Origin of the sequence: Pseudomonas gingeri (assembly GCF_013386115.1) — a bacterium.
GTDB lineage: Bacteria > Pseudomonadota > Gammaproteobacteria > Pseudomonadales > Pseudomonadaceae > Aquipseudomonas > Aquipseudomonas gingeri.
Genome location: NZ_JACAOR010000007.1, coordinates 403,521 through 417,922, shown reverse-complemented (window position 1 = coordinate 417,922; position 14,402 = coordinate 403,521). Strand labels below are relative to the sequence as shown.

Annotated in this window: 11 protein-coding genes; 10 read left to right on the top strand and 1 reads right to left on the bottom strand. The window is 65.0% G+C overall.

From position 1 onward, the window contains the following. Positions 1-151 precede the first annotated feature (151 nt). The 3 genes from HX881_RS14255 to HX881_RS14245 all read left to right on the top strand — a co-directional run bounded on the left by HX881_RS14255 (position 152) and on the right by HX881_RS14245 (position 5,144). Positions 152-601: a MarR family winged helix-turn-helix transcriptional regulator gene (locus tag HX881_RS14255; RefSeq protein ID WP_017126439.1), complete on the top strand. Its 450-nt coding sequence runs from the start codon at positions 152-154 to the stop codon at positions 599-601. Between the two features lie 495 nt (positions 602-1,096). Further along, positions 1,097-1,573 (top strand): (2Fe-2S)-binding protein, encoded by a 477-nt coding sequence (locus HX881_RS14250; RefSeq protein WP_017126440.1) that lies wholly within the window; start codon positions 1,097-1,099, stop codon positions 1,571-1,573. 16 nt (positions 1,574-1,589) lie between these two features. Continuing rightward, complete coding sequence (locus tag HX881_RS14245) at positions 1,590-5,144, top strand: molybdopterin cofactor-binding domain-containing protein (protein WP_177085099.1); 3,555 nt, start codon at positions 1,590-1,592, stop codon at positions 5,142-5,144. A gap of 405 nt (positions 5,145-5,549) precedes the next feature. Here HX881_RS14245 and HX881_RS14240 read toward each other — a convergent pair whose 3' ends face one another. Further along, positions 5,550-6,191 (bottom strand): TetR/AcrR family transcriptional regulator, encoded by a 642-nt coding sequence (locus HX881_RS14240; protein WP_177109658.1) that lies wholly within the window; start codon positions 6,189-6,191, stop codon positions 5,550-5,552. A 282-nt stretch (positions 6,192-6,473) separates the two neighbouring features. Between HX881_RS14240 and HX881_RS14235 the strand changes: the two genes are divergently transcribed. From HX881_RS14235 to araG, 7 genes are all read left to right on the top strand, one after another. Continuing rightward, positions 6,474-7,445 carry a 2-dehydro-3-deoxygalactonokinase gene (locus HX881_RS14235; protein WP_177085095.1) on the top strand — a complete coding sequence of 324 codons (972 nt, stop codon included), beginning with the start codon at positions 6,474-6,476 and terminating at the stop codon, positions 7,443-7,445. A gap of 31 nt (positions 7,446-7,476) precedes the next feature. Further along, positions 7,477-8,097, top strand: a complete 621-nt coding sequence (locus HX881_RS14230; protein WP_177085093.1) for a 2-dehydro-3-deoxy-6-phosphogalactonate aldolase — start codon at positions 7,477-7,479, stop codon at positions 8,095-8,097. A 55-nt stretch (positions 8,098-8,152) separates the two neighbouring features. Then, positions 8,153-9,301, top strand: a complete 1,149-nt coding sequence (gene dgoD / locus HX881_RS14225; RefSeq protein WP_177085090.1) for a galactonate dehydratase — start codon at positions 8,153-8,155, stop codon at positions 9,299-9,301. A 150-nt stretch (positions 9,302-9,451) separates the two neighbouring features. Further along, positions 9,452-10,762, top strand: coding sequence for an MFS transporter (locus tag HX881_RS14220; protein ID WP_177085088.1), 1,311 nt, complete (start codon positions 9,452-9,454; stop codon positions 10,760-10,762). Between the two features lie 43 nt (positions 10,763-10,805). Beyond that, positions 10,806-11,624 carry an SDR family oxidoreductase gene (locus HX881_RS14215; RefSeq protein ID WP_103033037.1) on the top strand — a complete coding sequence of 273 codons (819 nt, stop codon included), beginning with the start codon at positions 10,806-10,808 and terminating at the stop codon, positions 11,622-11,624. An 83-nt stretch (positions 11,625-11,707) separates the two neighbouring features. After that, entirely contained in the window at positions 11,708-12,709 is a 1,002-nt protein-coding gene (locus tag HX881_RS14210) for a substrate-binding domain-containing protein (RefSeq protein ID WP_177085086.1), read from the top strand. Between the two features lie 145 nt (positions 12,710-12,854). Next, complete coding sequence (gene araG, locus HX881_RS14205) at positions 12,855-14,375, top strand: L-arabinose ABC transporter ATP-binding protein AraG (protein ID WP_177085084.1); 1,521 nt, start codon at positions 12,855-12,857, stop codon at positions 14,373-14,375. Positions 14,376-14,402 lie beyond the last annotated feature (27 nt).

The following is a 14,402-nucleotide window of genomic DNA, read 5'->3' as shown; positions in this document are numbered from 1 at the left end:
GCGGAGCGTGGGAACGATCTGGTGAGCGACAGAGGACTGCAGGAGCCGGGCTTGCCTGCAAAGGGGCCGGCCCGGACGACCTCACACTTGAGTCCGCCTCGCAACCTGTCCATCATGCCAGCCCATTCTCCATTGCCTTTTCGAGCCTGCCGTGCCGGATACTCCTGATTCCAACTCCTACGTCTTCTCCGAACAGGTCGGCCACCTGCTGCGCAAGGCCTACCAGCGACATATGGCGATCTTCCAGCAGAATGTCGGCGATTCGCAGCTGACGGCCGTGCAGTTCGTCACCCTGTGCGCGGTGCGTGACCACGGCCCCAGTTCTCTGACCGAGCTGGTCAAGGCGACCGCCGTCGACCAGGCCACCATCCGTGGCATCGTCGAACGACTCAAGGCCCGCGAGCTGATCAGCCTGGAGCCTGACCCCGAGGACCGGCGCAAGGTCATCGTCGGCCTGACCGACGAAGGCGCCCGCCTGGTGCAGCAGACCGTGCCCTGTGCCGCGCGGATCAGCGAGCTGACCATGAGCAACCTCAACCCCGCCGAGCAGGTGGCGGTGCTGTTTCTGCTGCGCAAGATGATCGACGACCGCGACGAATAACCCCTCTTGCACCGATGCTTGGGAGGGATCCCATGGTGCCGGGCAACGGGTCCTGCCTTACCTGTGCCAACCTCGTCGCCAGCAAGCGCAGCGCCGCCTGGCTGTCTCTCACAAATATCGCACCGCAAACACTAACCCCGTGGGAGCGGGCTTGCCCGCGAAGGCGTCCGCGCAGCCGCTGCTGGACCACAAGAGCGCTGCAAGCCTCAAGGCCCTCTTCGTGGGCAAGCCCACTCCCACAGGGGGGGTGTTTGATCGTTCCCACGCTCCGCGTGGGAACGCCTCTCCGGACGCTCTGCGTCCGCTGCGGACCCGTGACGCGGAGCGTGGGAATGATCGTGATCACCCGAACCCACGCCGCTGGCATCCTTCTTGCTCTCTGTTCATGTAGTAACCACTTCATCAGAAAAAGTGTGTCGTCAGGAGACACTGACGGCGTAGAGCCATGGCTTTTTCATGTAGTGATCACTTCATCAAATGAACTGAGCGCAGCCCATGACGACGCAGGAAATCACGGTAGCCCTTGAGGTCAACGGCAGCACCACTTCGGTCACCGCCATGGCGGACACGCCGCTGTTGCTGATCCTGCGCAACGACCTGCGGCTCAACGGCCCCAAGTACGGCTGTGGCCTCGGCGAATGCGGGGCGTGCACGGTGATCATCGATGGGGTGGCCGCGCGCTCCTGCGTGTTTCCCCTGGCCGGTGCGGTGGATCGGCAGATCGTCACCCTTGAGGGGCTCGGCAGCCGCGAGGCGCCGCACCCGGTGCAGCAGGCCTTTATCGATGAGCAGGCGGCCCAGTGCGGTTATTGCCTGAACGGCATGATCATGACCGCCAAGGCCCTGCTCGACCGCAATCCGCACCCCAGCGAGGCACAGATCCGCAACGAACTGTCCGCCAATCTCTGCCGCTGCGGCACCCATATCGAAATCCTTCGCGCGGTGCTGCGTGCCGCCCGTCAAACGCCTTGAACGTGGACCGACGACCATGACCGATGCCATCCCCACCCGTGATCAATTGCTGGCCAAGACCGGCGTCCTGCTGATTGTCGACGATATCCTGCCGCCCTCCGGCCCGGTGGCCAAGGGCGGTTCGCCGGTGGTCAAGCCCAAGGAGCTGGGGCTGTTCATCGCGATCAGCGATGACGGCTGGGTCTATGCCTTCAACGGCCATGTCGACCTCGGCACCGGCATCCGCACCTCGCTGTCGCAGATCGTCGCCGAAGAGTTGGACCTGGAAGTGGCGCAGGTGCGCATGGTGCTCGGCGACACCGAGCGGGCACCGAACCAGGGCGCGACCATCGCCAGTGCGACCCTGCAGATTTCCGCGGTGCCCCTGCGCAACGCGGCGGCCGAGGCGCGGCGTTTCCTGCTGGCGCGGGCGGCGCGGCGCTGGGGGCTGGCAGCGCAGGAACTGCGGGTCGAGCGCGGTATCGTCAAGGCGCCGGACGGCCGGGCCCTGAGCTACACCGAACTGGTGGCGGGCGAACACGATCAATTGCGCATCAGCGGTGACGCGCCACTCAAGCCGGCCGCCGACTATCGGCTGGTGGGCAAGGGCGCGGCGCGGGTCGATATCCCGGCCAAGGCCACCGGCGAGCTGACCTATGTCCACGATATGCGCGTGCCGGACATGCTCCATGGCCGGGTGGTGCGGCCGCCCTATGCCGGGTTCGATAGCGGCGACTTTGTCGGCAACAGCCTGCTGGAGGTGGATGAGTCGTCCATCGCCCATATTCCCGGGATTGTCCGGGTGGTGGTGATCCGCGACTTTGTCGGGGTGGTGGCGTTGCGCGAGGAACAGGCGGCGAAGGCGGCCCAGGAACTGCGGGTGCGCTGGAAGGACTGGCGGCAGAAGCTGCCGGACCTGAGCGACGTCGAGCAGGCGATCCGCGACAACCCGCGGATCAAGCGCACGGTGCATGACCAGGGCCAGGTCGACGAAGCCCTGGCCGGTGCCAGCCAGCGCATGCCGCGCACCTACCTGTGGCCCTACCAGATGCATGCCTCGATCGGCCCGTCCTGCGGGCTGGCGGATTACCAGGCGGGCGCCATCCGGGTCTGGTCCGGCAGCCAGAACCCGCACCTGTTGCGGGCCGACCTGGCCTGGTTGCTGGAGTGCCCCGAGGAACATATCGAGATCATCCGCATGGAGGCCGCCGGCTGCTACGGGCGCAACTGTGCCGACGATGTCTGCGCCGACGCGCTGCTGTTGTCCCGGGCCGTCGGCAAGCCGGTGCGGGTACAACTGACCCGGGACCAGGAACACGTCTGGGAGCCCAAGGGCACGGCGCAACTGATGGATGTCGATGGCGGCCTGAATGCCGACGGCAGCGTCGCCGGCTATGACTTCCAGACCAGCTACCCGTCCAACGGCGCGCCGACCCTGGCCCTGTTGCTCACCGGGCGCGTCGAGCCGGTGGCGGCGATGTTCGAGATGGGCGACCGGACCTCGATCCCACCCTACGACTACGAACATATGCGGGTCAGCATCAATGATATGTCGCCGATTGTCCGGGCCTCGTGGATGCGCGGGGTCTCGGCCTTGCCCAACACCTTCGCCCACGAATCCTATATCGACGAACTGGCCTTTGCCGCCGGCGTCGATCCGGTGGAATACCGCCTGCGCTACCTGCATGACGAGCGCGCCGTGGACCTGGTGAAATCCACCGCCGAGCGCGCCGCCTGGACCCCGCGCACCGCGCCGATGCAGACCCCCAACGACGACCATCTGTTGCGCGGGCGTGGCTTTGCCTACGCGCGTTATATCCACAGCAAGTTTCCCGGGTTCGGCGCGGCCTGGGCCGCCTGGGTCGCGGACGTGGCGATCGACCGGCAGACCGGCGATGTCTCGGTGACCCGGGTGGTGATCGGCCATGACTCGGGGATGATGATCAACCCCGACGGCGTGCGGCACCAGATCCACGGCAATGTGATCCAGTCCACCAGCCGGGTGCTCAAGGAGCGGGTGACCTTCGAGGAATCGACGGTGGCGAGCAAGGAGTGGGGCGGCTACCCGATCCTGACCTTTCCCGAAGTGCCGAAGATCGACGTGCTGATGATGCCGCGCCAGAGCGAGCCGCCCATGGGCGCGGGGGAATCGGCCTCGGTGCCGAGCGCGGCGGCGATTGCCAACGCGATCTTCGATGCCACCGGGATCCGCTTTCGCGAACTGCCGATCACCCCGGAGCGGGTGTTGCAGGCGCTCAATGCCGGTACCGAGCAGGATCCGCCGAAGTCCCCGGCCAAGCGCTCGAAATGGTTGTTCGGTTCCTTGTTCGCCGCCTTTGGCGCGTTGCTGGGCATGGCGGCCACTGCCTGGCCCTGGCATGGCGAGATCGCCCCCATCGCGCCACCGAGCGCCGGCACCTGGTCGGCGGCTACCCTGGAACGTGGACGCCTGTTGGCGGCGGTCGGCGATTGCGCGGTCTGCCACACGGCGCCGGGCGGGGCGACCAATGCCGGAGGGCTGGCGATGGAGACGCCGTTCGGCACCTTGTACAGCAGCAATATCACCCCGGATGTACAGACCGGCATTGGCAGTTGGTCGTATCCGGCCTTCGAGCGGGCGATGCGCGAGGGGATCGGGCGCGACGGGCGCAATCTGTATCCGGCGTTTCCCTACACGGCGTTTCGCAATATCAACGATGCCGACATGCAGGCGCTGTACGCCTACCTGATGTCCCAGGCACCGGTCAGTCAGCCGGCCAGGGCCAACGCCATGCGCTTTCCGTTCAACCAGCGGCCGTTGATGGCAGGGTGGAATGCGTTGTTCCTGCGCAAGGGGGAAATCCAGGTGCAGCCGCAACGCAGCGAGCAGTGGAATCGCGGGGCTTATCTGGTCAACGGCCTGGGGCACTGCGCGGCCTGTCATTCGCCGCGCAACCTGATGGGCGCAGAGAAGGGCGGCGCGGCGTTTCTGTCCGGCGGGCTGGTCGATGGCTGGGAGGCGCCGGCCCTCACCGGCTTGTCTAAGGCGCCGACGCCCTGGACCGAGGACCAGTTGTTCACCTACCTGAGCAGCGGCTATTCCGATGCCCATGGCGTGGCGGCGGGGCCGATGGGGCCGGTGGTCAGCGAACTGGCGAAGTTGCCGAAGGAAGACGTGCGTGCGATGGCGGTGTACCTGGCCTCGCTCAACGGCGCGCAGGACGAGGCACGGGTGGTGGAACGGGCAACCCGTCCGGCAGCGGTTGAAGCGTTGTCCCTGAGCAACGGGCAGCGGGTGTTCGAAGGCTCGTGCCAGGGCTGCCATGCCGATGGCCTGGGGCCGAAGCTGTTCGGGGTCAGCCCGTCGCTGGCGAGCAATACCAATGTGCACAGCGACCTGCCGGACAATCTGATCAAGGTGATCCTGCAAGGGATTGCGACGCCGGCGACCCGCGACCTGGGCTATATGCCGGGCTTCAAGGACAGCCTGTCCAATACCCAGGTGGCGGAACTGGCGGCGTACCTGCGCAGCCGCTTTGCCGGCGATGCGCCGCCATGGCAGGGGCTGGAAAAGACCGTGGCCCATGTACGCGCGAATCCGGGAACCCACTGATGGGCACTGTTCGTTGCCGCACCGCGAACCTGTAGGAGCTGGCTTGCCAGCGATGGCGGCCGGATGAGCGCTGCAGGACCACAAGAGTGCTGCAAGCCTCAAGGCCCTCTTCGTGGGCAAGCCCACTCCCACAGGGGTGTGTTGGCCGTATATCCGCGGCTGAGCCGGTGATTGTGGAAGCGGGCTTGCCAGCGATGGCGGCCGGGTGGGCGCTGCAGGACCACAAGAGTGCTGCAAGCCTCAAGGCCCTCTTCGTGGGCAAGCCCACTCCCACAGGGGGGGGGCCGTATATCCGCGGCTGAGCCGGTGATTGTGGGAGCGGGCTTGCCCGCGAAGGCGGCCGGGTGGGCGCTGCAAGGCTTGATGGCCTTATCGCTGGCAAGCCGGCTCCTACAGGTTTTGCGTTTACGGCAGGCGCAATACCCCGCGAACCACCAGGTCGCTGATAAACGCCAGCCAGTCCTGCTGCTGGTGTTTCTCCGCCAGCGGCTCGCCGAGGAATGAACTCAGGGTGTGCTGGTTGGAATTATAGAAATAGCAGAGCGAGGCGATCATCAGGTACACGTGCTTGAGGTCCAGGTCCTCGCGAAAGATCCCCCGGGCCTGGCCCGCCTCGATGATCGGCCGCAACACGCCGACCGCTTCCCCCGACAGCCGCCGCAGTTCCCCGGACTGCTGGGCGTGCCTGCCCTTGTGCAGGTTCTCGATGCTCAGGATGGCCACGAATTCCGGGTGCTTGACGTAGTAGTTCCAGACGAAGGCCACCAGTTCCCGCAGGGCTTCCAGGGGCTGGTCCAGGTCCAGGCGCAGTTTGCTTTCGGCCTTGTTGAACTGCTCGTAGGTGTGTTCCAGCACGCAAATGAACAGCCGCTCCTTGCTGCCGAAGTAGTAGTAGAGCATGCGGTCGTTGGATTCGGCTTCGCGGGAAATGCTTTCCACCCGACCGCCGGAATAGCCGTCGCGGGTGAAAACCTTGACCGCCGCCTTGAGGATACGGGCGCGTGTCTGGTCGGCTTGCTGGGCTCTGATGCCGATTTTCTTGTTCACCGTCGGGCATTCCTTCGACAGGGCGGGGTGGGGCGCGAATATACCACGGCTGCCGTGACGGCCCCTTGTGGGAGCGGGCTTGCCGGTAAGGGGGGCCTCCTTGTCTGGCGCCGACCGTACGGCAGCCATCGCTGGCAAGCCAGCTCCTACCAGGTCGGTGTTGTTCTTAAGAGTTTAGTTTTTCCCACTATATGGGATTGATATTTATATATTGAGATTTTAAACGCGCCGGGTTTATAGTTCATCGCACTCACTGCCCAGAAAAACAAAACAGGTGAAGCGATGCAGGCGCAATTGATCGCGCTCGACTGGGGAACCACTTCCCTTCGTGCCTACAAGCTCGGTCCCCAGGGCCTGGTGCTGGAACAGCGCGCGCTGGCTTGCGGCATCATGCAATTGCCCAAGGTGCCACGGCTGGTAGCCGGCCAGTGGTGCAGCGACGGTTTTGAACTGGCATTCGATGAGGCCTGTGGTGACTGGCTCGATGCCTGTCCGCAACTGCCGGTGATCGCCTGTGGCATGGTCGGCAGCGCTCAGGGCTGGCGCGAAGCGGTCTATCGGGAAACCCCGGCCAGCCTTGCGGGCCTGGGCTCCAGTCTGCAAAGGGTCGCCACCTTGCGCGGTAGCGACCTGCATATCGTTCCCGGGGTCATCCAGCGCTCCCGCCTGCCCAACGTGATGCGCGGCGAGGAAACCCAGGTGCTCGGTGCCCTCGATGTGCTGGGCGACGACAGCCGGGTGCTGATCGGCCTGCCCGGCAGCCATTCGAAATGGGTCCAGGTGGTCGCCGGCAACCTCGTGCACTTCGACACCTTCATGACCGGCGAGCTCTTCGGTGCCTTGAGCGAGCACACCATCCTCGGCCGCACCCAGCAACGCAATGCGCCGTTCGACGCGCACGCCTTCGATCGTGGCGTGCAGGTGGCCTTGTCCGCCGAGGGCGAGATCGGCCCCTTGTCGACCCTGTTCAGTGCCCGCACCCTGGGCCTGACCGGCGAGCTGAGTCCTGCCGAGCAACCCAACTACCTGTCCGGCCTGCTGATCGGCCATGAACTGGTGGCGCTGCGCGCGTTGCTGCTCCAGCGCCACACCGGCAGCGAGCTGCCGGCGATCCTGCTGATCGGCAACGAACAACTCTGTGTCCGTTACCGGCGGGCCCTGGAGGCCTGCGGCTTTGCCTCGGTGAGCCTGGCCGAGCAGGCCACCGAACGGGGTTTATGGCAACTGGCCCAGGCGGCCGGCTTGCTCGACTGAAGCTTTCGACGATTCCTTTCAGAGGTTTGAGATGCTCAAGCAAGCGCTGGCAAAAAACGGTCTGATCGCCATCCTTCGCGGCCTGCGCCCGGAGGAGGCGAAGGTCATCGGCCGGGTGTTGTACGACGCCGGGTTCCGCACCCTGGAAGTGCCGCTCAACTCCCCGCAACCCTATGACAGCATCCGTATCCTGCGCGATAGCCTGCCCGCCGATTGCCTGGTGGGTGCCGGTACCGTGCTGACGCCGGCGCAGGTCGGGCAGGTGAAGGCGGCGGGCGGTCAGGTGATCGTCATGCCCCACAGCGACCCTGTGGTCCTGCGCGCGGCCAAGGCCGCCGGCCTGTACCTGTCGCCGGGTGTCGCCACGCCCACCGAAGCCTTTGCCGCCCTCGCCGAAGGTGCCGACGTGCTGAAGATGTTCCCCGCCGAGCAGATGGGCCCGGCCGTGGTCAAGGCCTGGCTCGCGGTGTTGCCGGCCGGGACCCTGTTGCTCCCGGTGGGCGGTATCACGCCGGACAACATGGCGGTATTCCTCGAGGCCGGCGTCGGCGGCTTCGGCCTTGGCTCGGGGCTGTTCAAGCCGGGCCTGAGCCCCGATGAGGTGGCGGTTCGCGCCAAGGCCTACATGACGGCCTGGAACACCTTTCGTTAAGACTGCCGACGCCCAGGGCGTCCATCGACAAGCCCCATTACAAGAGAGATAAGCGATGAAAATCACCCAGCTCACCACCTACATCGTTCCACCGCGCTGGTGCTTCCTCAAGATCGAAACCGACGAGGGCGTCACCGGCTGGGGCGAGCCCGTCGTGGAAGGCCGTGCCCACACGGTGGCGGCGGCGGTCGAGGAATTGTCCGATTACCTGATCGGCAAGGACCCACGCAATATCGAGGATATCTGGACGGTGCTCTACCGCGGCGGCTTCTATCGTGGCGGGGCGATCCACATGAGTGCCCTGGCCGGGATCGACCAGGCGCTCTGGGATATCAAGGGCAAGGCCCTGGGGGTATCGGTCAGCGATCTGCTGGGCGGTCAGGTGCGGGACAAGATCCGTGTGTATTCGTGGATCGGCGGCGATCGTCCGGCCGACACCGCGCGGGCGGCGAAGGAAGCGGTCAGCCGTGGCTTCACCGCGGTGAAGATGAACGGCACCGAGGAACTGCAATTTCTCGATACCCACGACAAGGTCGACCTGGCGCTGGCGAACGTCGCCGCGGTGCGCGATGCGGTGGGTCCGGATGTCGGCATCGGCGTGGACTTCCATGGCCGGGTGCACAAGCCCATGGCCAAGGTGCTGATGAAGGAACTCGACCCCTACAAGCTGATGTTTATCGAGGAGCCGGTGCTCAGCGAGAACTACGAAGCCCTCAAGGAGCTGGCGCCGTTGACCAGTACGCCGATCGCCCTCGGCGAGCGGCTGTTCTCGCGCTGGGATTTCAAGCGGGTGCTCAGTGAAGGTTATGTCGACATCATCCAGCCGGATGCTTCCCATGCCGGCGGCATCACCGAAACCCGCAAGATCGCCAACATGGCCGAGGCCTATGACGTCGCCCTGGCCCTGCATTGCCCGCTGGGGCCGATTGCCCTGGCGGCCTGCCTGCAACTGGATGCGGTTTGCTACAACGCCTTTATCCAGGAACAGAGCCTGGGCATCCATTACAACGAAAGCAACGACCTGCTGGATTACGTCAAGGATCCACGGGTGTTCGACTATGAGAAAGGCTTCGTGAAGATCCCCAACGGTCCGGGCCTGGGGATCGAGATCAACGAGGAATACGTGATCGAACGGGCCGCCATCGGCCATCGCTGGCGCAATCCGATCTGGCGCCACGCCGATGGCAGCTTCGCCGAGTGGTGATACCTGATCGTTGCTTGATCGTTCCCACGCTCCGCGTGGTAACGCCGCTCAGGACGCTCTGCGTCCGCTGTTGGAGGTGACGCGGAGCGTGGGAACGATCATCAGGGATAGGCAAGCAGTCCTCAATAATCATAAGAAGAGGCACGCTCCATGCAATTCGAACGGCCCCAGGCCGCGGCGTCTCTGATGACGCCCAGCCGCAAGCGATTCTTCATCATGGTGCTGTTGTTCATCACCGTGGTGATCAACTACCTGGACCGCAGCAACCTGTCGATTGCCGCGCCGGCCCTGACCAGCGACCTGGGCATCGATCCGATCCATGTCGGGCTGATCTTCTCGGCCTTCGGCTGGACCTACGCCGCCATGCAGATTCCCGGCGGCTGGCTGGTGGACCGGGTGCCGCCGCGGATTCTCTACAGCGTGGCCCTGCTGCTGTGGTCGGTGGCGACGGTGATGCTCGGTTTCGCCGCCAGCTTTATCGCCCTGTTCGTCCTGCGCATGGCGGTCGGCGCCCTGGAGGCCCCGGCCTATCCGATCAACAGCCGGGTCGTCACCACCTGGTTCCCGGAGCGTGAGCGGGCGACGGCCATCGGCTTCTACACCTCCGGACAGTTTGTCGGCCTGGCCTTTCTCACCCCGGTCCTGGCCTGGTTGCAGCACCGCTACGGCTGGCACATGGTGTTTGTCAGCACCGGCGTGGTGGGGATTCTCTGGGCGGTGGTCTGGTACGCGGTGTATCGCGAACCCCGGGACTTCAAGGGGGCGAATGTCGCCGAGATCGAACTGATCCGCGAAGGCGGCGGCCTGGTGGATATCCAGGCGCAAACGGCCCGGCGCAAGGCGCCGTTCAGCTGGACGGACCTGGGCATCGTGCTCAGCAAGCGCAAGCTGTGGGGCATCTACCTGGGGCAGTTCTGCCTGAACTCGACCCTGTGGTTCTTCCTCACCTGGTTCCCGACCTACCTGGTGAAGTACCGCGGCATGGACTTTATCAAGTCCGGTTTCCTCGCCTCGCTGCCGTTTCTCGCGGCCTTTGTCGGCGTGCTCTGCTCCGGGCTGTTCTCCGACTGGCTGATCCGCCGCGGTGTCGGCATCGGCCTGGCGCGCAAGCTGCCGATCATCGGCGGGCTGCTGATTTCCACCTCGATCATCGGCGCCAATTTCGTCGACTCCACGGCCCTGGTGATCGCCTTCCTCGCCCTGGCGTTCTTCGGCAACGGCCTGGCCTCCATTACCTGGTCGCTGGTCTCGACCCTGGCCCCGGCGCGTCTGCTGGGGCTGACCGGCGGGGTGTTCAATTTCATCGGCAACCTGTCGGCGATCACCACGCCGATCGTCATCGGTTTTCTCGCCAGCGGCGACTCGTTCGCCCCGGCCATTACCTATATCGCCGTGCTGGCGTTGATCGGCGCGCTGTCCTACGGGCTGTTGGTGGGCAAGGTCGAGCGGATCGAGCTGTAGCGCGCGTCACGGGTTCATTCGATTTCATTCAGGAGTGTTTGAAATGGCAAAACCGCTGTCGTTACCCGAAGTCCCCGAGCCGAAGTACGGCGATCGCCTGAAAGACAAGGTAGTGGTGATCACCGGCGCGGCCCAGGGCATTGGCGAGGCGATCGTCGCCTGCTTCCAGGCGCAGCAGGCAAAGCTGGTGATCGGCGATATCCAGGCCGAAAAGGTCGAGCAGGTCGCCGCGCGCTGGCGCGGGCAGGGTGCGCAGATTCACGCGCAGGCCATCGACATCACCTCGCAGACGCAATGGCGCGCCCTGGTCGACCTGGCCATCGAACGCTTTGGCCGGGTCGACGTGCTGGTCAACTGCGCCGGCGTGAACGTGTTTCGCGATCCGCTGGAGATGACCGACGAGGATTGGCGGCGCTGTTTCGCCATCGACCTGGACGGGGCCTGGTTCGGCTGTCGCACCGTGTTGCCGCACATGATCGAACAGGGCATCGGCAACATCATCAATATCGCCTCGACCCATTCCAGCCACATCATCCCCGGCTGCTTCCCTTATCCGGTGGCCAAGCATGGCCTGCTCGGCCTGACCCGGGCGCTGGGCATCGAGTACGCGCCCAAGGGTATCCGGGTCAACGCGATTGCCCCGGGGTATATCGAGACCCAGCTCAATGTCGACTACTGGAACGGTTTCGCCGATCCCGGGGCCGAACGCCAGCGGGCCTTCGACCTGCATCCGCCACGACGTATCGGCCAGCCGGTCGAGGTGGCGATGACGGCTTTGTTCCTGGCCACCGACGAGGCGCCGTTCATCAACGCCACCTGCCTGATGATCGATGGCGGGCGCTCGGTGATGTACCACGACTGATCTGCGCGCCGGCCTTCGGGGCGACGTTTGTTGCACGCAGCGATTCAACAAGAACCGGTCAAACAAGAACAAGAGGGTTACCCATGCTTATTCAACGCAAGCTCCGTTCCCTGGCCTGTGCGGTCGCGGTAGTCGCCGCCGGTGGTCTTACCCATCTGGCAGCGGCCGAAGAAGTGAAAATCGGCTTTCTCGTCAAACAGGCCGAGGAGCCCTGGTTCCAGACCGAGTGGGCCTTCGCCGAGAAGGCCGGCAAGGACAAGGGATTCACGGTGATCAAGATCGCCGTGCCGGATGGCGAGAAGACCCTCGCCGCCATCGACACCCTGGCCGCCAATGGCGCCAAGGGCTTTGTCATCTGCCCGCCGGACACTTCGCTGGGCCCGGCGATCATGGCCAAGGCCAAGCTCAACGGACTGAAGGTGCTGGCGGTGGACGACCGTTTCGTCGACGCCAAGGGCAACCCGATGGAGGACGTGCCCTATGTCGGCCTGGCGGCGTTCAAGATCGGCCAGAAGCAGGGCGCGGCGATGGCCGAGGAAGCGAAAAGGCGCGGCTGGGACTGGAGCAGCACCTACGCGGTGATCAATACCTTCGACGAGCTGGACACCGGCAAGAAGCGCACCGACGGTTCGGTGGACGGCCTCAAGGCGGCGGGCCTGCCGGCGGATCATATTCTCTTCAGCCCGCTCAAGACCCTCGACGTACCGGGCAGCATGGACGCCACCAACTCGGCGCTGGTCAAGCTGCCCGCCGCGGCGAAGAACCTGCTGATCGGCGGGATGAACGACAGCGCGGTGCTGGGCGGCGTGCGCGCCACCGAAAGCGCCGGCTTCAAGGCGGCCAATGTGATCGGTGTCGGCATCAACGGTACCGATGCCATCGGCGAACTGAAAAAGACCGACAGCGGTTTCTTCGGCTCGATGCTGCTGAGCCCGGACACCTCCGGTTATGAAACCGCCAGCCAGATGTACACCTGGGTCACCACCGGCAAGGAGCCGGCCAAGTACACCGCGCTGGACAACGTCACCCTGATCACCCGGGCCAATTTCCAGGCGGAACTGAGCAAGATCGGCCTGTGGAAATGAATTCCCCGGAGTACCGCTGTCCCCTGTAGGAGCCGGGCTTGCCCGCGAAGCTTTTTGCGTCCTCACGGACGCCTTCGCCGGCAAGCCAGGCTCCTACAGGTCGGCGGCGGGCTCGGAGGGGGTGCAAGTAGCGCAAGGCGAGAACATGAACATGTCGAACCAACAGAACAGCGGCGCCAGTCTGCGCTTCAACGGCATCGGCAAGGAATTCCCCGGTGTCCGCGCCCTGGCGCAGATCAGCTTCGAGGCCCGGCCCCACAGCGTGCATGCGCTGATGGGGGAAAACGGTGCCGGCAAGTCGACCCTGCTGAAGATCCTGGGCGGCTTCTATGCGCCCAACAGCGGCCACCTGCAGATCGGCGGACAGACCCTGCACTTCAGGTCCGCCGCCGACAGCATCGCCAGCGGTATCGCGGTGATTCACCAGGAACTGCAACTGGTGCCGGAAATGAGCGTGGCCGAAAACCTGCTGCTGGGGCATATGCCGACGCGCTGGGGCGTGGTCAACCGGCGGGCGATGGTCCGTCGTGCCCGCGAGTTGCTCAAGGGCCTGGCCGACGAGATCGATCCCGATACCCGTCTCGGCAGCCTGTCCCTGGGCCAGCGGCAACTGGTGGAAATCGCCAAGGCGATGTCGCGCAACGCCCGGGTGATTGCCTTCGACGAACCCACCAGCAGCCTGTCGGCGCGGGAGATCGAACGGTTGATGGTGATCATCGCGCGCCTGCGGGACGAGGGGCGGGTGATCCTGTATGTCTCGCACCGGATGGAAGAGGTGTTCCGCATCTGCGACGCGGTGACCGTGTTCAAGGACGGGCGCTTTGTGCGCACCTTCGAGGACATGGCCCAGCTGAGCGTCGATCAACTGGTGAGCTGCATGGTCGGCCGCGATATCCAGGATATCTACAACTACCGGCCGCGCGAACACTTCGGCGAAGCCCTGCGGGTCGAAGGGCTGCTGGGGCCTGGCTTGCAGGAACCGGTCAGCTTCAGCGTCGCCAAGGGCGAGGTGCTCGGCCTGTTCGGTCTGGTCGGTGCCGGGCGCACGGAACTGCTGCGACTGCTGGCCGGGCTCGCCCGCGGCAAGGCCGGGCAGTTGTTGCTGGAAGGGCGGGAGGTACGCTTGCGCTCGCCTCGCGATGCCATCGCGGCGGGGGTGTTGCTGTGCCCGGAGGACCGCAAGAAGGAAGGCATCGTGCCCCGCGCCAGTGTCGCGGAGAACATCAATATCAGTGCCCGCGCCCATCACGCCGGCTTTGGCTGCCTGATCCAGGGCGGTTGGGAACGGGACAACGCACAACGGCAGATCGCCGCCCTGAATATCCGCACGCCGTCGGCGGCGCAGCCGATTCTCTATCTGTCCGGCGGCAACCAGCAGAAGGCCATTCTCGGTCGTTGGCTATCGATGCCGATGAAGGTCCTGCTGCTCGACGAACCGACCCGCGGCATCGATATCGGCGCCAAGGCGGAGATCTACCAGATTATCCACAACCTGGCCGCCAGGGGTATCGCGGTGATCGTGGTGTCCAGCGACCTGATGGAAGTCATGGGCATCGCCGACCGGCTGCTGGTGATGAGCGAAGGGGCGATCACCGGCGAACTGGCGCGCAGTGAGGCCGATGAGGCCCGGCTGTTGCAATTGGCACTCCCGCGGACGCGGGAATAAAGAACCACTCCCGCGAACGCGGGAATA